The sequence below is a fragment of the Mastigocladopsis repens PCC 10914 genome (assembly GCF_000315565.1).
GTDB classification, from domain to species: domain Bacteria; phylum Cyanobacteriota; class Cyanobacteriia; order Cyanobacteriales; family Nostocaceae; genus Mastigocladopsis; species Mastigocladopsis repens.
This window is the reverse complement of record NZ_JH992901.1, coordinates 4,791,523-4,809,917: the sequence shown is the minus strand read 5'-3', so window position 1 is coordinate 4,809,917 and position 18,395 is coordinate 4,791,523. Positions and strand designations below refer to the sequence as shown.

The following is an 18,395-nucleotide window of genomic DNA, read 5'->3' as shown; positions in this document are numbered from 1 at the left end:
AAAATGGGATATTCAAGCGACGTGACAGACTTGGAATGGGAAATTATCGAGCCGTTATTGCCGACCAAGAAGAAAACAAGACCTCCTGTGTGGACAAAGAGGCAAATATTGAACGGGATATTTTATCAACTTAAGAATGGTTGCAACTGGGCAGACTTACCCAGAGATTTGCCGCCCTATTCTACTGTGTTCTGGCATTACAAGCAGTGGTGTGAAGATGGCATCCTGGACTCAATTATGGCTAATTTACATCAGGGAGTGCGTGAACAAGTAAAAAAAAACCACACTGGACAACCCTGATCCTGATTGATTCACAAGCGGTCAAAAATACTTGTAATGCCAGTGTTGAGTCGAAAGGGTTTTGTTTTTACAAAGCAACCAACGGGATTAAAAGACATCTAGCAGTGGATATATTGGGTTTCCCTTTCTTCACTCACTGCACCACCGCCAACGTATCTGATGACCAGGGGTTGATTGAAATGCTCTCACAAAATATCGATTATTTCCAATCTAAACCACTGGAATTGCCCAAAACAACTATCTTGGTAGATCATGGCTATCATCCTGAAAAAATTATCCCGGCCTTAGAGCAAATTTATCCCCAGATCATGACCAAAATCCAATTTGAACTCTCTGCCAAGCCATCAAAAGCTGAAAAGCAAGCCAAAGGACAATCCGGATTTGTTCCGGTGGCTGCTAGATGGGTGATAGAGAGATCCAATGCTTGGGTAGAGCGATGTAAAAGTTTAGTCAAAAACTTTGACCGCACACTCGCTCGTGCCAATGCCAAGCTCAAACTTTGTTTTATCCGATTGATGCTCAAACGATTAGCTGCTAGCTAGCAAAAAGATCTCAAATGGGTTCTATAATCTCAAGTCTGTCCGTTTCCGCTACTTTAACGCCGCTGGCGCTGACCCAACTGGGTTATTGGGGGAAGACCACGAACCCGAAACTCACCTCATACCACTGGTGCTCATGGCTGCTTTGGGTAAGCGCGAAGCGATTTTTATTTTCGGTACTGATTACCCTACGACTGACGGTACTTGTATTCGGGATTATATTCATGTAATTGACTTAGCACAGGCACATGTTTTGGGTTTGGAGTATCTCTTAAAAGGAGGAGCAAGCGAAGTCTTTAATTTAGGCAATGGCAGTGGGTTTTCAGTTAGAGAAGTCATCGAAAGTGCAAAGGAAGTCACAGGATCTGAAATCAAAATAGAGGAGCGTGACAGAAGACCAGGAGACCCGCCTATTTTAGTTGGCAGCAGCGACAAAGCAACTAAAGTTTTGGGTTGGCGTCCTCAATACCCAAACATTAAGGAAATCATCAGTCATGCTTGGCAATGGCATCAGCGACGACACGGGTAGTGTAAACCTCAGTCATTTTAAAGGCGGTATTTTTTAGACATCTCCGAAATATTTGTATTTTGTGGTTAAAGAATATTAAATGAGCTTTTTACTACACAAAAATGGCAAAGATACTAGGATATATTAGAACTCTTGCAAAAGTCATTTTTTTTGAAAAAAACCACAGATGGACAACGGACACTTGCTACAACGGGGGGCTTCGGGGTCCCCACGGAGTGGGGTTGGGGGGAAACCCTCCTCCGGATTCGCCAGTTCCCAGGGCGCGGGAAACCCCTATGGCTGACGCCACGCCTTACGGCGAACGGGTATGTCCTATGCCTGCGGCACCGCCAAGGGCGTTAGCGTAAGCTCCTCCGTAGGAGGCACGGACACGCTACGCGAACGCCAGTTCCCAGGGCGCGGGAAACCCTCCTGCAGCACTGGACTCACCGCAACGCAGTGTCCTCCAGATAAACACCGATATTTATCTGTGTAGCCTACGGCACGGCTTACGCCTACATCTGTGGTTCAAAAATTCATAAATCGTATTTTTGCAAGAAGTCTATTGAGAACAATCCAGAGGAAGTTTAGTTTACGACTGGCTTTGCTTGTTTTCGGAGATATCTAATAAAATCCCCACTTCTGCGATAGCAGTTAGTGGGGAAAGGACAATGCTGGGAGGCATTGAGATGAAGAGGGGAATGGAGGGTTATGGCACGTTAAGCTACAGAAAGCAAGTTGCCAGAACTCATAGTTTTATATACAGAAGAATCTGATTGAGTAAACCTTTTAAGCTGCTCTCTTAATGTAGTCGGGAGATGATTGAAAGCACTTCCCTGCCATCCTGTTGTTTCTTGATATTCGAGATGTCCGCAGTAAGTATTCTCTTTGTGAATATGCCAACCAAATTTTGCTGGTATTACTTCATATTCATCTAAAACTTTAGTTAAAAACAAAAACATTTCTTCAGTTTTATATTGAGATAGCATGACTCTTTTGTTCCTTTATTTTCTTGTTAAAAAACAACGATTAATTTGACTTTGTAAATCAATATTATCTCTAACAATAATGAACTAATACCATTTCACGAAAAGCCTGATACAAATAAAGCATCAAGAATAAAATCCCAACCTGTAATAGAAGCAACGATTGATGTGTTTAATTGTTCCAATCGCTTCCAAATAAATTCTCTTAATTCATCTAAAGTTGAGAAGCTTTCCCAAGTTAAATGCCTTTTAACCTCCTCCCACAATCTTTCAATTGGATTAACTTGAGGTGTATGCGGAGGCTGAAATAACAAAACTATATTTTCTGGTAGTTTGAGATGCTGACTAAAATGAAACGCTCCATTATCTAACTGAAGAATATGTATATCTTGAGAATAAGTCTCTGAGAATTTTTCTAAAAAAATATTGAAACAAGCTGTATTTAAATGAGAGAATTCCCAAATAAAATGCTCTCCAGTTAATGGTTCTACTAATCCATATAAATAAAAATTATCCCGCTTCCATTGCATAATGCCGATGGGCTTGACTCCTTTTGTCGTAATTAATCTCCCAGGTTCAGTCTTCAACCCCACACGGCTTTCGTTTCCACACCAATATCTAATTTTTTTTTGTTTATCGACTGGTGCTATGATGTGTTTTTTAATTACTTCTAGGTATTGTGGCAGTTTTTTTTAAATTCCAATTCTGCTTCACTATCGTATTTGACACCTACGGCTCGCGGTACTTTTAGCTTCGCTTTCATTTGATAGCGCACTGTGTCGTGTACTACTTTATATGATGCTTCTATCCCTTCCACTGCTTTTAACCAAGTTCGTATTTCTTCATAACTTTTAAATCCCTGTGGCTGTTGAAGTTCTCTGTCTAGCTGCTCTCTTGCTTGTAAGTTAATCATTGGCGGTCTTCCTGGACTCTTTTTCGTTGACAATAAACCTTTTATTCCTGATTCGGTATAGTCCTTCAACCATCTTTGTACCGTTACCCTTGCTCTCCCTAGCACCACCGCTACATCCTGTATTGTTTTTACATGACCTATTTTCAGCAAATACAACGCTTGAATCCGTTCACGACTTGATACTATTTTTTGTTTTCTCAGCAGTTCCTGTAATTCTTCTGCTGACTCATATATTTCTACTTTGGTGACTCCAGCCATCTTTGCTCGTTGATATTTATTCCTTCTTTATCTGTATCATAGTTTTAGTGAATTGGTATAACCCCTTTCTTGAGATTGAAACTGCGTTTTTTGAAGAGTCATACAAAAGTCATACACCAGCAATATTGGCGTCAGAAGTCAGGAAGTTAATAGGGCATACTCGAACACAAACGGGAGCAGGAAATACACTTATTACATTGAAAAAGGTATTCGCAATTACAATGTAACTTTACGTCAGATAACTCTTTTAGTAAAACCGCACGCGAACGTTAAATTAGATATTTTTTGAGCGGGAAGGGAGTAGTCAACAATTAATAGTTTCCTTCTTTGCTCTCCCCATCTCCCCAATCACAAATCTTTAGGGGGAACTAAAATTCGTCCGGTGTAGCCTGCTTGATTGAATTGTTCAAGGACTTTAGTTGCAATACCTCTGCCCTGACCTGTTGCAACTAAAGCAACGCAAGCCCCGCCAAAACCACCACCTGTCAAACGTGCGCCGAAGACTCCGGATGTTTTCTGCAACATCGCCACAAGGGTATCTACTGCTGGCACCGAAACTTCATAATCGTCGCGCTGACTTGTGTGGGAAGCATTCATCAATTCACCAAAGCGTTTTGCTGACACCCCTTGTGCAGCCTCAAGCACTCGATTGTCCTCGGTGATGACGTGACGAGCGCGACGACGTAGAAGTTCGGGTAATGGCTCTGCGGCTTGCGGATTTGTGATGTCTCTGAGTGCTTTCACTCCCAACCGCCGCGCCGCTTCCTCACACTCAGCACGACGCTGGTTATATCCGCTACCTGCTGCCAGTTCGTGATGAACACCACTATCAATGACCAAGATTTCTGCTCCCTCTGGAAAAGGTATGACTGAGCGCTCAAGGGTGCGAGTATCTAAAAATAGCATCGAGTCAGTATCAGCCAGACTTGATGCCATTTGATCCATGATGCCGCAGTTTAAGCCTGCATACTGGATTTCCGCTTGTTGTCCAAGTTGGGCGATTTCGACATCATTGATGGGGAGATGGAGAAGTTCGCGCAATCCCTTGAGCGTTGCGACTTCTAAAGCAGCACTGCTGGACAAGCCTACACCTATCGGCACTGTCGATTTGACGTACAAAGAAAGTGGTGGTATTGCGTATCCTTCTTTTTTTAAAAGTTCGATACACCCAAATATATAACTTGCAAATCCAGACGGCGTTTTATTACTTTCTAAAATGTTGACTTGCTCGTCTAAATCTTCAGAATAAAAGTGGTGTTGTCCATCCGCACTAAAACCTAACTGTACTGTCGTGCGTTGAGGAATTGCAGTCGGAAGCACAAAACCATCGTTGTAGTCTGTATGTTCACCAAGTAAATTGACTCTCCCTGGCGCATTGGCTTCGGCTTCAGGTGGTTGACTAAATATTTTTTCAAAGTTCATAATTGTTTTGTGATAGCAAAAGTATTAAATATCGCACATCCGCCCAAGGATACAATGAATGATTATGTAGCGCAAAGAGCCAAAGGCGCTGAGAAAAATTTTGTATTTTTGCGCCTTTGCGTATGATTCAATGTTGTGAAACCCCTTTTATCCAACCTCCAAAGGCACAGGGCGCAGCCTTCCTTCTACCTCCACGCTGGGAAAATTTGCATCGAAAGTTAGATTTTCCAACTTACTATCCTGAAGAATAACAAAAGTATCTTCAACTTTTGCCCCGGATAGACTTGGATTCCAAGCAACAGCTATACCTTCTTCTAAAGTGTCGGTCGTAGTAGGATTTGCCACAATTTCTCGCGACAGATATCCGGTTGTTCCACCTTGATGATGTTCGCGGATGGCATTATTCAATCCTTGTTGTTCATAAGCTTTAGCTAAAGTGTCATAAACCGAATTCAGAGATATTCCAGGTTGGCAGACATTTAACGCTTGAGCCTCAATTTCGCGGACATGACGATGCAATTGAGCGTCTTCATCCGAAAGGGCATCAAAACAAACAAATCGCGTCAAATTCGCGTATAAACCATATCCTCTAGCGCAAAAAACCAGCATCGCTTGCCGTCCCAACTGCTCACTACTAGCTGTCGCATGACGGTACAGCGGTAAACGCCTTTCGCCAGCCACTAAAGTCAGCGCTGGATGCAGCCCCCTCGCCCACAATGCCTCTGCACCTGCACCTGCTAATTGATATTCTGTCCAGGTTGGCTTGGCGGTTTTTAAAACCTCTGTCATCGCTTCGCTTGCTTTTAGCCCCACTTGACGATATCGCTCTAGCTCACTTGACATCATGACTCTTTTATGATGTTGTAGAGACGGGGGTAATAGCTTCTCTATATCAAAGATAGGATGGTCAGTTAAAACCTTCCCACCACTAGTAGCATCACGCACAAAAGATTCACGCACAGTAGCATCAGCCCAAGGATTGACGTGTAGCTTAAAATTAGCTGGCAGTTCTTCGTCCTTTAAACGCTGTGCTTCAATTTCATCCGTTAAAACCCAAGCATCTTGTGCTGTTACCAGCACTTGTGCGACTCCGGTTTCAGCAGTCAGCAGCACGGTGTTAGAAGCACCAGCAGTCGCCCAAGCAAACCAGTCTGTTCCGCGTAGACGTAATCCCTGGGTTTCAGTTTCAGTTAGGGTTTGGCGGATTAACTCCAGTTTGGTAGAGACTTCTTGATTTAAACCACTCATATTACACCTGTGTTGAAATGTCCTTGATTAGAGACTTTTTGTAAAGTAGCTATACTTGCAAGCAAAACATAAAATTTCATCTATCTATCGGTGGTGAAATCCTGTAGAAATTTTTACTAAAACTGGAAAGTTAGAACAACATCCCAATTTCCCTGCTATCTGACTCCCTGTTAGCAGGACGCTTTTTTGTCCAAGGTACGACGCATATGACAGACAATCAAAAAAAGGAAGTGCCTCACTCAAGCTCAAGCTGAGGAAATTCAGGCGAAGAATTTTAACCATGCGACACAGAATTTGTACGAAGCGATCGCACGAGGCGAGTATTTTGAATGGGAATTTTATGTGCAAATCATGTCGGATGATGAGCATCCTGAACTGAATTTCGATCCATTAGACTTGTTACAAAAGTATGATTAATGAATATTTAGAACCACAGATGCACACAGATAATTCATCTGTGTTCATCTGTGTCCATCTGTGGTTTATTTTTAAAGATAATTGACTTTTGCAAGAAGTCTAATCCCTAAGAAAAGCCTCCGGCGCTTTCGGTAAGGCTGGGAACGAGACGGGGAACCTTTATTCGCCAACAATATCGCTTGCACCGGAGGGGGTGGAGCTATCACAACCGCACTGGCGTTTGGAGATTTACCACCACAGCCTGCAACTCCTTCGCCTTTTCCTCTGGTAAAGCATCATTCGCAAACATCCCTGCTGCGAGTTCCGTTCCCGCCAGATACTTCAGCCTTTCGCTTGTTCGATAGGGAGGATAAAATTCGGCGTGTAAATGGGCTTCGGGATGCGCTTCACCGTCAGTTGGTGCTTGAAACCAAGCCATCAGGTAAGGAAACGGACGATTCCACAAACCGTCGTACTTGAGGGTGACAGTTTTTAACGCCCTGGCAAGTCCCTGGCGTTGCTCAGGAGTAAGATCCATGAAAGTGCTAACAGGCTTAATTGGGGCAATCCAAACCTCATACGGGTAACGAGCGCACACCGGGACGAATGCGATCGCTTCTTCATCCTGGTAAATAATCCGTTTGTTGTCAGCAATCTCCTTTTGGATCAAATCTTCCAGCAACCCGCGCCCCTGTTGCTGGTAAAATTGCCGCTGTTGCTCTAACATCCGTGCTGGAACAGGCGGTACAAAAGGATATGCATAAATTTGCCCGTGGGGATGGTGCAGAGTCACACCAACTTCTATGCCCTTGTTTTCAAAGGGCAGCACATACTGGATTTGGGGATTTGCGCCGATGACGCGGGTGCGATCACCCCAGACTTGCAACAGCAACTCTAGGTGATCCAATTCCAAGGAACTGAGGGAGGCGCGGGGGTCTTGTGTAAAAACCACTACCTCGCACGCCCCATTGGCAGGCAAAGTTTCCACGATGCTGGCTGGCGGATCGTCAGCAGATACCGTCATCGACGGAAAGCGGTTCTCGAATACCGCTACGTCATACTTACCTTGCGGTAGTTCAGTTGGAAACTCAGGGTTGCTGGTTGGTGCGAGCGGGTTATACTCTGGGGGCGGCATGAAAGTCCGCCCTTGACGGTGAGAAGCGTAAGCCACCCATTCCCCCCGCAAGGGATGCCAGCGCAGGTGCGGATTTGCCTGTACTGGCTCATTGCTAGGGCTAGTAGCTGTAATATTCTCGGCTATAGGGTATCGACTATATAAAGTCAGTGGGCGACCATCTGGCTTTAACAGTGCGTGGGAGTACATAATCCTTCTCCTGAAAGGGTCGCTGCGCGGATCGCCTCGATGGGAAATTTCGGCGTGCGATCGGCGTACAACAACCCGTTAGCTTCTTGGAACGTATCCGTCAACTGCGTGTAACAAAATCCACTGAATATCTCAATATTATTGATAGTTTGCAGTAGGGCAGCGTATTTCATTTGTAGCTCGGAGATATTCCAGCTGCGCTCATATCCCCAGATTTTATTAGCATCGGGCTTGTCTTCAGGGGCATAGGCGATACCGCCAAACTCGGTCAGCATCACTGGCTGTCCCTGGTGAGGATAGTTGTCGAGTGTGAGGATGCGCCCTCCGGGACGCTTACGATCAAATAAATCTGATAGCTTGACTTCCGGTCCATAACGATAAGCCAAGTGCTGCGGATTGGTGTCGTAGTCATGGATAGCCAGAATGTCCGTATCTGTACTTTCCCAGCCATCGTTACCAATCACTGGGCGACTCGGATCGAGCGTCTTGGTCAAGTGATACATTGCTAAAACGTAGTTCCGGTGAGCCTGTGTTTCGACCAGATTCGGAACTCCCCAAGATTCATTGAACGGTACCCAAGCCACAATACAGGGGTGGTTGATATCCCGCTTGATGACATCTGTCCACTCTTTGGTGGTGCGCTCTACTGCTTTAGGCGAGAAGCGATATGCACTGGGCATCTCCTCCCATACTAACAGCCCCAGCACGTCTGCCCAATATAAAAAGCGGGGGTCTTCAATTTTTTGGTGCTTGCGGACTCCGTTAAAGCCCATTGCTTTCGCGAGTTCCACATCGCGCCGCAACGCGTCATCATCAGGTGCACTCATCAGTGAATCTTGCCAGTAGCCTTGATCGAGAACCAGCCGCAAATAGTAGGGACGACCGTTGAGCATAAAGCGATCGCGCTGTATACTCACAGTCCGCATTGCCGTATAAGTTATAACCTCATCCAGCAGTTGGTCTTTGTACCACAACTGAACTTCTGCATCAATCAGTGTCGGCTTTTCCGGACTCCACAGTAATTCGTTGCGGTAGTCATCGATACCTGGATCAGAAAGAGCGAGGCGGCGGCTAATCTCCCCGTTGAACACTTCATAGGTATCGTTCACCAGCACTCTATCGCCAACGCTCAGTTTCATCTTTATTTGTACCCCAGAAGCAGGCACATCACCCGCGAGCGCAGCGTAACAACCTATTTCCCACCGCTCAAAATCGGGAGTCCAGCGGATATGATCTATATAACTCGTACCCACGCGCTCAACCCAGACTGTCTGCCAAATACCACTGGTGCGAGGATACCAAATACTGTGCGGTTCTAGCTGCCAATCCTGCTTCCCTCTAGGTTTGGCAAGGTCTTGAGGATCGTCCTGCGCCCACACTGTCACCTTCGTGATTCCACTGTCATTCAACACATGGGTAATATCGAGGGTGAAACCGATATGTCCGCCTTCATGCTCCGCTATGTATTGACCGTTAACCCAGACACGAGCGCGATAGTCCACAGCACCGAAGTGTAATAGCAATCTGCCCTCGCCTGGTGGTGTTTCAAATTCCCTCTCGTACCAGCAGTTCGGGTGAAATCCTGTATCACCAATACCACTTTTGGTAGATTCCGGAGCAAAGGGAACTTCTATATCATGTGTCCACTGGGTAAGGTCGCTAGGTCGAACGCATTTGCCCTGGTCATCAAATGCGAACTTCCACAGACCGTTTAGACTTTGCCAATGCGCTCGCTGGAACTGCGGACGCGGGTATGCTGTATGTTTTAAACCAAATCTCATCTTATTATTGGCATGAGAGGTTAGTTCAACCGCACGATTCTCCAACTCTAACAAGTTCATCGCAATCTCTTCCCAACTCTTCTACAATCTTCTACAAAATGAATTTTCAAAAATTCGCCTTGTTCCAAACATTTCGGTGAATATTGCCTGTAGGAATACCTAAAGTTTGTCACTCACCTCAAACCCAACTATCCCCTAGTAGCAAATACCTAAGGGTGGATCTGTCCAGTAAGCAAGCGATCGCTATTGCCCCTAGCTTGGGGGCAACTAGTTAGGTGTTGCTTTCTGGCTCGTGACATTATGGCACACCTAGGGGGAAATGTGAGCGCGAGTAGTTGAAAAAATCAAATGAAATTTTTGCTACCCAATATCAAAAAACCGCCCCTATATTTACTATTTTAAGGACGGATTGATTGGGTTAAATTTTTTGATTGAAATTTGTTATAAAACCATTTGGCTGCGATCCCTGATGAGTGATCGTTGTGAAAATAGCTAGAAAGAGGTGTTACTCAGGTAACAGGCGAGAAATTGATACTTATCATAGACTTATCATAGTTGTTGGAATACGATCTGCCCCAATCTCAGGCACTAAACTTGCTGCTGAACTGTTGGAGTTGGGTTTTGATCCAATGAGCACCCCTACCTATGCACTCAGGACAAACATCGCCATAGCCATCGCCCTTTTCGCTGCACACAATTAATCTCGCTTCCCTCGCCTGAAACAGCTGCTCGCATATTAAGCACATTTGATTATTTTTCAAGCTGTTACATTCAATTTGAAATTGCATACTTTATTCTCCTCAACCAACTTACATTTATCGGGTTAGAAAAAAGCCAGGTCGCTCTCTACAATAAAACTGTTGTTTTCAACTCGACTTCTACCAAATGAATGGAATAATGTTAACTTAATTTGTAATTAAAAACACAAAATAACGTTTATAAAACATAAGAACCCTTTGCCAAAGGGATATAGGTAGAATAGAGAACAGCTAACTTCTGCATTAAGAAAACATGATTTTTAGATTTGAAACACGTTTATAGGTAGAGAAAAGGATAATTCTAATCCTAAGTTCTCACCCAAAAGTAGCGATTTAATCTACCTTATAACCTTAGGAATATAAAGTGAATAAAGAAGATTGGTAAGTATAAAACTAATGCACTCAAGAACAATTTTATGCAAACTATTTATGGAAATATTCACTCATTAAAATCGAGCCAAATTAAGAAACTGCAACAACTTTACGAACAACGCCAACCTTGATTGCTTTTAATAAAGTTGATCAGGTAGATAGCGAAACTCTGGCATTGACTGGGCAAAAGTATCCCGAAGCCGTGTTTATTTCAGCGACGCAACGCCTAGGCTTAGATACTTTACGACAGCGATTACTGCAAGTGATTGACCAGCCGGTTGAGGCAATTTCAGTCACACAAGGTTCATAGGAAAAGAAGGAAATTTATGACACTAGCTATTATTGTTCACGGTGGAGCGAAAAGCATTTCAGAGGATAAAGTTGCAGCCAACAAAGCTGGATGCTTGGCAGCAGTAGACGCAGGTTGGGCAGTGCTGACTAAGGGAGGCACTGCGGCAGAAGCCGTTGAGGCAGCCATCCGCGTTCTGGAAGCTGACCCGACCTTTAACGCCAGTTTGGGCGCGAGTCTCAACACTGAGGGAGAGGTGGCACTAGACGCGGCGATCATGGAGGGCGATACCTTAGGTTGGGGCGCAGTGGCAGCAGTTCAGGGTGTGCGTCATCCAATCTCGGTGGCACGTAAGATTATGGATGAAAAACCCAGGATGCTAGTGGCGCACCATGCAGAACGCTTTGCCGCAGACAACGGAGCCGAAATGTGTGCAAAAGAAGACTTGATATCTCATGAGACGTGGCAGGAGTGGAAGGAGGAGCAGGAAGTTCTGGATCGCCCCAACACCATTGGCTGTGTCGCTCTAGATGCTAGCGGTATCCTAGTAGCTGGAACCTCAACTGGGGGCTTAATGAATCAGCAACCTGGTCGCGTTGGCGATAGCGCGATCGTTGGCAGTGGCTTGTACGCTGACAATAAACTCGGCGCTTGCTCAACAACAGGTGATGGCGAGTCGATTATCCCGGTGGTTCTGGCGAAAACTGCGATTGATTTCCTGAGTGCAGACAGGCATCCAGACGAAGCAGCGCAGATGGCGATCAACACTCTGAAATCTAAAGTTACAGGTGAGGCTGGGTGCATCCTCTTAGACCATCAGGGACGGGTTGGCTGGGCTTATAACTCGCAGGACATGGCTTGTGGTTATATGACCACGGAACTGGACAAACCAGCTGTGTTTACCAAAAAAGAAGCTAGTGCTTTGTCGCATTAATTCTGGTGGGTTGTAGAGACGTGCCATGGCACGTCTCTACAGGGTTTTGATGATACCAAACCAATCAAAACTAATGCGAGAGACCGCTAAATCTTACTGAAATTAGTGCGGAATTTTTCACGAATCCGTTTCTGCTTGCGGATAGAGGAATCAAAATTCTGCAACTAATACCTTGTTTGTCAGGTAGATGCGGAAGTGAGTCTTGAAAACATTTTTTTATGAACTTAACATACGATTTTCAGTATTTTCACGGTTGTTCTTTTTCTGATTTGTTTGCTCAAGACATCATTGATGCACATTATGCGCTCATTTTAAATTACCCTGCAACTGCCAGTTGGGCGGCTTACCCCAACACAAAAAAATACTTCATTCAAGACGGCAGTAGTGAAGCCACCAAAACTCCCTTCAACAAGCTTTGTCAGAAGGAACCTTGGAAAAATCTGGCTGTGTTAGGTGATGCCATTCCAGGAATTGTCATTGTTGAGCCACAAAAGTTGCTGATTGACTACTGGCGAGAGCATTTTGGCTTCAGCTATAGCAGTATGCAGACGCTAGACTGCTCGCTTTATCTGGATGATCTCAGCCAGAGCGATCGCTTTGACAAACTCATCACTCTATTTCCCTTTGATAATCTCAAACCTGAAAAACACGCCGTTGATCCGGACACTCACTACCGCTTGCTTGACAAAGTGACACTAGCCGAGCTAGGAGTGCAATGTCCGAAATACGAGAGTTACAATTTGCACACCAAGAGTCTCGAAGACATTCAGTTACCGGAACAATTCCCCTACTTGATCAAAACGTCCCACGGACTTTCAGGAGAAGGCACTTACATTATCAAAAGCGCCAGCGATCTAAACTACTGCTTTGAAGAACTGAGGAAGTATCTAGATCATAAACTGCTGAATACAATTATTGTCTCGGAGTTCGTCAAGAATGAGGTGCAGAACTACTGCGTGCAGTTCTATCTCAACAAAGCGGGAGATATAACCCTCATCGGTACCACAAGCCAACTCGTTACAGAGGAGGGCATCTATTTAGGGGGACTGATTCACTACCGCGAGACGGACATGAGCAAATTCTTTGAGATGATTGCCGCCATTGGTGAGTATGCTCATAAGGTCGGTTATTTCGGCTTTATTGGCTTCGACGTGTTGGAAGATAAAGACGGACAGCTTTATGCGATCGATGCCAATTTCCGAATCAATGGCTCAACTCCGCTGTGCTTACAGCGCCATACCCTACTGTCCCTTGGAAAGGAGGTGGCTAAATATTCCACCGACTACCGCATGGATGGGACATTGGACTCGATTCTAGTGACCCTGAAACCAGAACTGGATCACAAAAACTTTATCATCCTGTCAGCTTTAGAGAAGGTCAAATACGGAAAAATTTATACCGAAATTTCTGGGATTGTGGCTGGAGAGACAATCGAGGAAATGCAGCACATTGAGAAGAACCTACAGGATAAGGGATTGCATTCGCTTGCTTAAATAGCATGATCATTTGTTAGAGGAGCATAAAAAATGGGATCAACTCTTGATGACACTAAGCGCCTTTCAATTGCAACAAAATTGGCAGATATGAAAGCACTACAAAATCTGCTGATTCAGAATGAGCAGCAATTCATTGAAAACTGCACTGATGATGATATTCGGGAACGCCTACAGGATATGCTCAAAGATGATCAGAAAAACCTGGGCGTTCTCGATACTGTCATTGTTCAGTACGGTGTCAAGGGTGAACCTAAGGCAACAACCCAGAAGATAATTGCGGAAGTTCAGAAACTTATGGAATCTGAACTGACTTTGTTTGAGAAAGTACAAGAGCATGAATTGCTCAAGCATAAGCAAACAATGGCTGGACTGCTGATGCACAAAGCTGCTCAAGTTGTTGGTGCTGATGTTGAAGCTGCCATAACTCCTTTAAATACAGTTAACTTTGAAAACCGCGCTCATCAAGAGCAACTCAAAGGAATTCTGGAGATTCTGGGTGTTCGTGAACTGACAGGAAAAGAGCCAAAGCAGGGACTGTGGGCACGAGTTCAAGATGCTGTTGCCGCCTTAACTGGCGTGGTGGGTAGTGTCATCACACGTACCGATGACGAGATGGGTATCCGTGAGCTTCTCCTGATGGATCATACTAAGGCTGATATTCTGTTTGTGGAAATTTTCAACGCTAATGATCCTCATAAAATTCAAGAGTATTTTGGGCAACTCTACAAAGACATAAAAGCTCATGGCACAGCCGAAGAACAAGTCGTCTACCCAGCAGTTCGTCAGTATTACGAACACACACAGGAAATATACGACCAGACCGACGAAGTGATGGAGATGTTAGACGAAATTAAGCCTATCAATCCTGCTTCATCTGAATTCAAAGCAAAAATTGAGCAGCTAAGAACTGCTGTGCGAACTCATATTAATCAAGAAGAAAAGGATATATTCCCCAAACTCCGTGACAACTTCAGCCATGAGCAGCAGAAGCAAATGGCTAGCGAGTTTAAAACAGCTAAAAGCAAACTGCAAGAGCAGATGGCGATCGCTTAACTCCAAGTTAAAAGAACCAAGTCAAAAGTCAAAAGAAAGAAGGTGTTTTCTTTTACCTTTTTACTTTTTACTTGTTGTGACCTTTCCTCCCTTCAAGCAAAACGTTCTAGAGAAGAGGATTCAAAGCGCGTGCAATTATGAATAATCAAATGACGTGGAAGTATATATTTCAACTTAAGGCTCTAATCAATTGGGTCGAATCTGTGTTTTTGCTGTTATCCGACCAATGGATTCGCGAGTTGCTTGGCGAGAAACCCCTGATCAATTCTGAATATTCACACCTATTTCTCGTGTTGGTCTTTGTTATCGGGATTGGCTATTGGTGGGTTGGTCAGGACATCGAGCGCAATCACGGCATTGTAAAACTTGGAATTTTGGCGCAATCTTCGGTCTTCGTTGTGCTGGCTTATCATACTTTGGTAGGCAAGCTTCACCCATTTTATTTAGTTCCAGGTGTTATTGACCTTACCTTTGCAATTCTCTTTGTTCTGTTTTTAAACTCCTACGCTCGAACTAAACCGACTCTGGAGTGATTTCTAGTGGTCTTTGTCAAGAGTAATTAAAATAAAACCACAGATGCACACAGATGCACACAGATAAATTATCTGTGTTAATCTGGAGCACACTGCTGTGCGGGGAGTCCAACGCTCCAGGAGGGTTTCCCTCCGGAGGCGACTGGCATGCAAGTGTCCGTTGTGCATCTGTGGTTCTAACTTCTAAATCCATACTTTTGCAAGAGTTCTATTGTTTACCAAAAAAGAACCCAGGCGTGACTGCAATATATGTCCCAATTTGAAACCGCCCTCACCGCATATCAAGGCTTCACAGACCTTTTCCAAAGCCTTATTATCAGTACCGTAAGTGCAGATAACATTCCCAATGCGAGCTATGCTCCTTTTGTCATAGATGAAAGCAAAAATATTTACATCTATGTCAGCGGTCTTTCTACCCACACTCAAAATCTCTATGCTGTCCCCAAGGCGAGTGTGCTCTTTATTGAAGACGAATCTCAAACCAAGCAGATCTTTGCCCGTCGCCGTCTTACCTTTGACTGTACAGCGAGCTTAGTGGAACGAGACACGGAGTTATGGAACCAAATTGTAGATAGCTTTGAAGCGCGTTTCGGAGATATTATTCAACTATTGCGCGATTTGCCAGACTTCCGCATTTTTAAGCTTAAGCCAACTAAAGGTCGCTTTGTTATTGGCTTTGGTGCTGCCTATGAGGTAGACCCCGATAACTTAAACATCTGTTCGCCCACAGAAAGCTGATCAAAATAATGTGGTAAAATTTCAAAAGGATAATGCGAAAGTTAAGATTTTTGCTCTTGACAGTGGCTATGCTGACTACGCTGACACTCAGTAGTTGCAGCACCCTGACCACTGACCAGTATGAAGCCACAGCGCTTACCACTTATACTTGGCAAGTTAAGTATGCCGATGACTTAAGTAATGGACAAGTACCGCGCTTTGAAACTTTTGCGACGACTTCCTTGCTTAATCGTAATGGCTTGAAGCCAGAAGGAGCAGTCACTGGTCCTGATGACAGGGGTTTATGGTGGCCAGCTTTGCCGCCGCGACCTTCAGTTGATGAGGTGGAACAACGCAAAAAGTTTCAAGAGGCAAGTAATCCCGAATTGTTAAAAAGTGTGAAGTACCAACTGAACTATAGAATCGGGGAGGAACAGAGGACACTACCCACTAACTATCAGGTTTATCGGCAGGTGGTGAAGGCATACCCATCACGGACTCCTCTGCAATTGACTTTAGGATTGAACGATAACTCAGTCGAGAAAGCTGAACCGACCCGTCCTTAGGGCAAGTCTATAGCAGACTACAATAGTACCACTATGAAGGATTATGCCCAATTTGTGATTTTATGACTTCTGCTGCTCCAGTAAAAACTGAGTACGAGGCAATTATTGGTCTAGAAACCCATTGTCAGCTCAGCACCAAAACAAAGATTTTCTCTTCTAGCTCTACGGCATTTGGTGCTGACCCCAATACTAACATTGACCCAGTTTGCATGGGTTTGCCTGGTGTTTTGCCTGTCCTTAATGAAAAAGTCCTAGAATACGCTGTCAAAGCGGGTCTGGCGTTGAATTGCCAAATTGCAAAATATAGCAAATTTGACCGCAAGCAGTATTTTTATCCTGACTTACCCAAAAATTACCAAATTTCTCAGTATGACTTGCCCATTGCTGAACATGGGTGGTTAGAAATTGAATTGGTCGATGCTGACGCTAACCCCGTTCGCAAAAAGATTGGGATCACACGCCTGCACATGGAGGAAGATGCAGGCAAATTGGTACACGCGGGAAGTGACCGCCTTTCTGGTTCCACCTACTCTCTGGTAGATTACAATCGGGCGGGTGTGCCGTTGGTAGAAATTGTTTCGGAACCCGATTTGCGTTCTGGACAAGAAGCCGCTGAGTATGCTCAAGAGTTGCGGCGAATTTTACGCTATCTTGGCGTCAGCGATGGTAACATGCAAGAAGGTTCTCTACGCTGCGATGTCAATATCTCCGTGCGTCCTGTTGGACAAAAGGAATTTGGCACTAAGGTAGAAATCAAAAACATGAACTCGTTCAACGCCATTCAACGGGCGATTGAATACGAAATTGAACGGCAAATCGTAGCGGTAGAAGCTGGCGAACGAATTATACAAGAGACTCGCCTTTGGGAAGAAGGCTCTCAACGCACAATTAGTATGCGGGTTAAGGAAGGTTCTAGCGATTACCGCTACTTTCCCGAACCAGATTTAGCACCGATTGAGGTTTCTAATGAACAATTAGAAGAGTGGCGCAGTCATCTTCCTGAACTACCAGCCCAGAAACGCCATCATTATGAATGTGAGTTGGGGCTGACTGTCTATGATGCGCGAGTGTTGACAGAAGAACGTGCAGTTGCTGAGTATTTTGAAGCGGTTATTGCTGCTGGTGCAAATCCCAAACAAGCCGCAAACTGGATTACTCAGGACATCGCCGCCTACCTTAACAAAAATAAACTCAACATCACCGAAATAGCCCTGACACCCACCAATCTTGCTGATGTCATCACTCGGATTGAAAAAGGGAAAATTAGCAACGCCATAGCTAAAGAGAAGCTTCCAGATTTGCTCAATGGTCGTTCTCCTGAGGAATTATTTAAAGATAAGGAACTTATCAGTGATCCCAGTCTGTTGGAAGCCATCATTGATGAAGTCATGGCCGCAAATCCCAAAGAACTAGAAAAGTACCGCAACGGTAACACCAACCTCAAAGGCTTCTTTGTTGGACAGGTTTTGAAAAAGACCAACAAACTCGCTGAACCCAAACTGACTAACCAATTGGTGGAAAAGAAGCTGAATGGCTAAATTCTGTAGAGACGTGCCATGGCACGTCTCTACAATAGTGTTTTCTTGGCAATTTCTTCACCGTATCTTTAGTAAAACCTCAAAAAAGAGGGGTCTCACCCCTCAGTGTCAAAGTGATATACTGTGTTAAGTAGATGCACCCTGATGATCTGGAGAGTTGCCCAAGTGGCTCTCCTTTTTTCTATTTTTTACGAGTATCAAGCACAGATGAAAATCAAAAAATAACTTTTCCTCACTATATTTCTAAGATTATTCCTCAAAAATCTTCAGAAAATTTTGAGAATGAAACGGGGTGAGGGGCATTGCCCCACAGTGCAAAAGTGATATATTGTGTTAAGTAGATGCACCCTGATGATCTGGAGAGCTACCCAAGTGGCTCTCTCTTTTTTTTTCTTTACCATCTCCTGGAAAATTGCTAAGAAAATTTTGAGAATGAAACCGGATGAGGGGTATTGCCCCACAGT

General features: G+C 44.4%; 19 protein-coding genes and 2 pseudogenes. 13 read left to right on the top strand and 8 right to left on the bottom strand.

Annotated elements, in window-relative coordinates:
- Positions 1–3 precede the first annotated feature (3 nt).
- The 4 genes and pseudogenes from MAS10914_RS0123445 (at position 4) to MAS10914_RS0123430 (ending at position 1,715) form a co-directional block, all read left to right on the top strand.
- A complete protein-coding gene (locus tag MAS10914_RS0123445; protein WP_017314682.1) occupies positions 4–300 on the top strand; it encodes a transposase in 297 nt (98 codons plus the stop codon).
- Complete coding sequence (locus MAS10914_RS0123440) at positions 297–842, top strand: transposase (protein ID WP_026082314.1); 546 nt, start codon at positions 297–299, stop codon at positions 840–842. Before MAS10914_RS0123445 ends, MAS10914_RS0123440 begins: the two co-directional genes overlap by 4 nt.
- A gap of 22 nt (positions 843–864) precedes the next feature.
- Positions 865–1,368 (top strand): annotated as a pseudogene (locus MAS10914_RS30900) (GDP-mannose 4,6-dehydratase); the annotation flags it as partial.
- 101 nt (positions 1,369–1,469) lie between these two features.
- Positions 1,470–1,715 (top strand): hypothetical protein, encoded by a 246-nt coding sequence (locus MAS10914_RS0123430; RefSeq protein ID WP_026082766.1) that lies wholly within the window; start codon positions 1,470–1,472, stop codon positions 1,713–1,715.
- Positions 1,716–2,066: 351 nt separating this feature from the next.
- Here the strand turns inward: MAS10914_RS0123430 and MAS10914_RS0123425 are convergent, their stop codons facing one another.
- The 5 genes from MAS10914_RS0123425 to MAS10914_RS0123405 form a co-directional block, all read right to left on the bottom strand.
- The gene (locus tag MAS10914_RS0123425) at positions 2,067–2,336 is read right to left on the bottom strand and encodes a hypothetical protein (protein ID WP_017318384.1); all 270 of its coding nucleotides are present in this window, start codon (positions 2,334–2,336) and stop codon (positions 2,067–2,069) included.
- A gap of 95 nt (positions 2,337–2,431) precedes the next feature.
- A complete protein-coding gene (locus MAS10914_RS0123420) occupies positions 2,432–2,956 on the bottom strand; it encodes an IS630 family transposase (RefSeq protein ID WP_033364704.1) in 525 nt (174 codons plus the stop codon).
- 47 nt (positions 2,957–3,003) lie between these two features.
- Complete coding sequence (locus MAS10914_RS0123415) at positions 3,004–3,504, bottom strand: helix-turn-helix domain-containing protein (protein ID WP_017314015.1); 501 nt, start codon at positions 3,502–3,504, stop codon at positions 3,004–3,006.
- Positions 3,505–3,852: 348 nt separating this feature from the next.
- On the bottom strand, positions 3,853–4,926 hold the full coding sequence (gene galK / locus MAS10914_RS0123410) for a galactokinase (protein WP_017318383.1): 1,074 nt from the start codon (positions 4,924–4,926) through the stop codon (positions 3,853–3,855).
- A 147-nt stretch (positions 4,927–5,073) separates the two neighbouring features.
- Positions 5,074–6,174, bottom strand: coding sequence for a M24 family metallopeptidase (locus tag MAS10914_RS0123405; RefSeq protein ID WP_017318382.1), 1,101 nt, complete (start codon positions 6,172–6,174; stop codon positions 5,074–5,076).
- Between the two features lie 234 nt (positions 6,175–6,408).
- On the opposite strand from MAS10914_RS0123405, the pseudogene MAS10914_RS33135 reads away from it, so the two are divergent.
- Positions 6,409–6,570 (top strand): annotated as a pseudogene (locus tag MAS10914_RS33135) (catalase); the annotation flags it as partial.
- Positions 6,571–6,793: 223 nt separating this feature from the next.
- Here the strand turns inward: MAS10914_RS33135 and galT are convergent.
- The 3 genes from galT to MAS10914_RS35845 form a co-directional block, all read right to left on the bottom strand.
- Positions 6,794–7,894: a galactose-1-phosphate uridylyltransferase gene (galT, locus tag MAS10914_RS0123400; RefSeq protein WP_017318381.1), complete on the bottom strand. Its 1,101-nt coding sequence runs from the start codon at positions 7,892–7,894 to the stop codon at positions 6,794–6,796.
- Positions 7,873–9,735: a glycoside hydrolase family 2 protein gene (locus MAS10914_RS0123395; RefSeq protein WP_017318380.1), complete on the bottom strand. Its 1,863-nt coding sequence runs from the start codon at positions 9,733–9,735 to the stop codon at positions 7,873–7,875. The genes galT and MAS10914_RS0123395 overlap by 22 nt, the downstream gene beginning before the upstream one ends.
- A gap of 521 nt (positions 9,736–10,256) precedes the next feature.
- Complete coding sequence (locus tag MAS10914_RS35845) at positions 10,257–10,463, bottom strand: hypothetical protein (RefSeq protein WP_017318379.1); 207 nt, start codon at positions 10,461–10,463, stop codon at positions 10,257–10,259.
- Positions 10,464–10,932: 469 nt separating this feature from the next.
- On the opposite strand from MAS10914_RS35845, the gene MAS10914_RS0123385 reads away from it, so the two are divergent.
- The 8 genes from MAS10914_RS0123385 to gatB all read left to right on the top strand — a co-directional run bounded on the left by MAS10914_RS0123385 (position 10,933) and on the right by gatB (position 17,931).
- On the top strand, positions 10,933–11,115 hold the full coding sequence (locus MAS10914_RS0123385; RefSeq protein WP_017318378.1) for a hypothetical protein: 183 nt from the start codon (positions 10,933–10,935) through the stop codon (positions 11,113–11,115).
- Between the two features lie 16 nt (positions 11,116–11,131).
- The gene (locus MAS10914_RS0123380; protein ID WP_017318377.1) at positions 11,132–12,028 is read left to right on the top strand and encodes an isoaspartyl peptidase/L-asparaginase family protein; all 897 of its coding nucleotides are present in this window, start codon (positions 11,132–11,134) and stop codon (positions 12,026–12,028) included.
- A 218-nt stretch (positions 12,029–12,246) separates the two neighbouring features.
- Positions 12,247–13,521 carry an ATP-grasp domain-containing protein gene (locus MAS10914_RS0123375; protein ID WP_017318376.1) on the top strand — a complete coding sequence of 425 codons (1,275 nt, stop codon included), beginning with the start codon at positions 12,247–12,249 and terminating at the stop codon, positions 13,519–13,521.
- 33 nt (positions 13,522–13,554) lie between these two features.
- Complete coding sequence (locus tag MAS10914_RS0123370) at positions 13,555–14,577, top strand: hemerythrin domain-containing protein (RefSeq protein WP_017318375.1); 1,023 nt, start codon at positions 13,555–13,557, stop codon at positions 14,575–14,577.
- Between the two features lie 149 nt (positions 14,578–14,726).
- Entirely contained in the window at positions 14,727–15,110 is a 384-nt protein-coding gene (locus tag MAS10914_RS0123365; RefSeq protein ID WP_232224223.1) for a hypothetical protein, read from the top strand.
- Between the two features lie 249 nt (positions 15,111–15,359).
- Positions 15,360–15,848 carry a HugZ family pyridoxamine 5'-phosphate oxidase gene (locus MAS10914_RS0123360; protein ID WP_017318373.1) on the top strand — a complete coding sequence of 163 codons (489 nt, stop codon included), beginning with the start codon at positions 15,360–15,362 and terminating at the stop codon, positions 15,846–15,848.
- 32 nt (positions 15,849–15,880) lie between these two features.
- Positions 15,881–16,393 (top strand): hypothetical protein, encoded by a 513-nt coding sequence (locus MAS10914_RS0123355; protein ID WP_017318372.1) that lies wholly within the window; start codon positions 15,881–15,883, stop codon positions 16,391–16,393.
- Between the two features lie 62 nt (positions 16,394–16,455).
- Complete coding sequence (gene gatB / locus MAS10914_RS0123350) at positions 16,456–17,931, top strand: Asp-tRNA(Asn)/Glu-tRNA(Gln) amidotransferase subunit GatB (RefSeq protein ID WP_017318371.1); 1,476 nt, start codon at positions 16,456–16,458, stop codon at positions 17,929–17,931.
- The last annotated feature ends 464 nt before the right edge of the window (positions 17,932–18,395 follow it).

Coding starts and splice junctions, on each gene's coding strand:
- MAS10914_RS0123445 (WP_017314682.1), top strand. CDS start 4: ATGGGATATTCAAGCGACGTGACAGACTTGGAATGGGAAATTATCGAG.
- MAS10914_RS0123415 (WP_017314015.1), bottom strand. CDS start 3,504: ATGGCTGGAGTCACCAAAGTAGAAATATATGAGTCAGCAGAAGAATTA.
- galK (WP_017318383.1), bottom strand. CDS start 4,926: ATGAACTTTGAAAAAATATTTAGTCAACCACCTGAAGCCGAAGCCAAT.
- galT (WP_017318381.1), bottom strand. CDS start 7,894: ATGTACTCCCACGCACTGTTAAAGCCAGATGGTCGCCCACTGACTTTA.
- MAS10914_RS0123360 (WP_017318373.1), top strand. CDS start 15,360: ATGTCCCAATTTGAAACCGCCCTCACCGCATATCAAGGCTTCACAGAC.
- MAS10914_RS0123395 (WP_017318380.1), bottom strand. CDS start 9,735: ATGAACTTGTTAGAGTTGGAGAATCGTGCGGTTGAACTAACCTCTCAT.
- MAS10914_RS0123355 (WP_017318372.1), top strand. CDS start 15,881: ATGCGAAAGTTAAGATTTTTGCTCTTGACAGTGGCTATGCTGACTACG.
- MAS10914_RS0123375 (WP_017318376.1), top strand. CDS start 12,247: ATGAACTTAACATACGATTTTCAGTATTTTCACGGTTGTTCTTTTTCT.
- gatB (WP_017318371.1), top strand. CDS start 16,456: ATGACTTCTGCTGCTCCAGTAAAAACTGAGTACGAGGCAATTATTGGT.
- MAS10914_RS0123370 (WP_017318375.1), top strand. CDS start 13,555: ATGGGATCAACTCTTGATGACACTAAGCGCCTTTCAATTGCAACAAAA.
- MAS10914_RS0123365 (WP_232224223.1), top strand. CDS start 14,727: ATGACGTGGAAGTATATATTTCAACTTAAGGCTCTAATCAATTGGGTC.
- MAS10914_RS35845 (WP_017318379.1), bottom strand. CDS start 10,463: ATGCAATTTCAAATTGAATGTAACAGCTTGAAAAATAATCAAATGTGC.
- MAS10914_RS0123425 (WP_017318384.1), bottom strand. CDS start 2,336: ATGCTATCTCAATATAAAACTGAAGAAATGTTTTTGTTTTTAACTAAA.
- MAS10914_RS0123430 (WP_026082766.1), top strand. CDS start 1,470: ATGGCAAAGATACTAGGATATATTAGAACTCTTGCAAAAGTCATTTTT.
- MAS10914_RS0123405 (WP_017318382.1), bottom strand. CDS start 6,174: ATGAGTGGTTTAAATCAAGAAGTCTCTACCAAACTGGAGTTAATCCGC.
- MAS10914_RS0123380 (WP_017318377.1), top strand. CDS start 11,132: ATGACACTAGCTATTATTGTTCACGGTGGAGCGAAAAGCATTTCAGAG.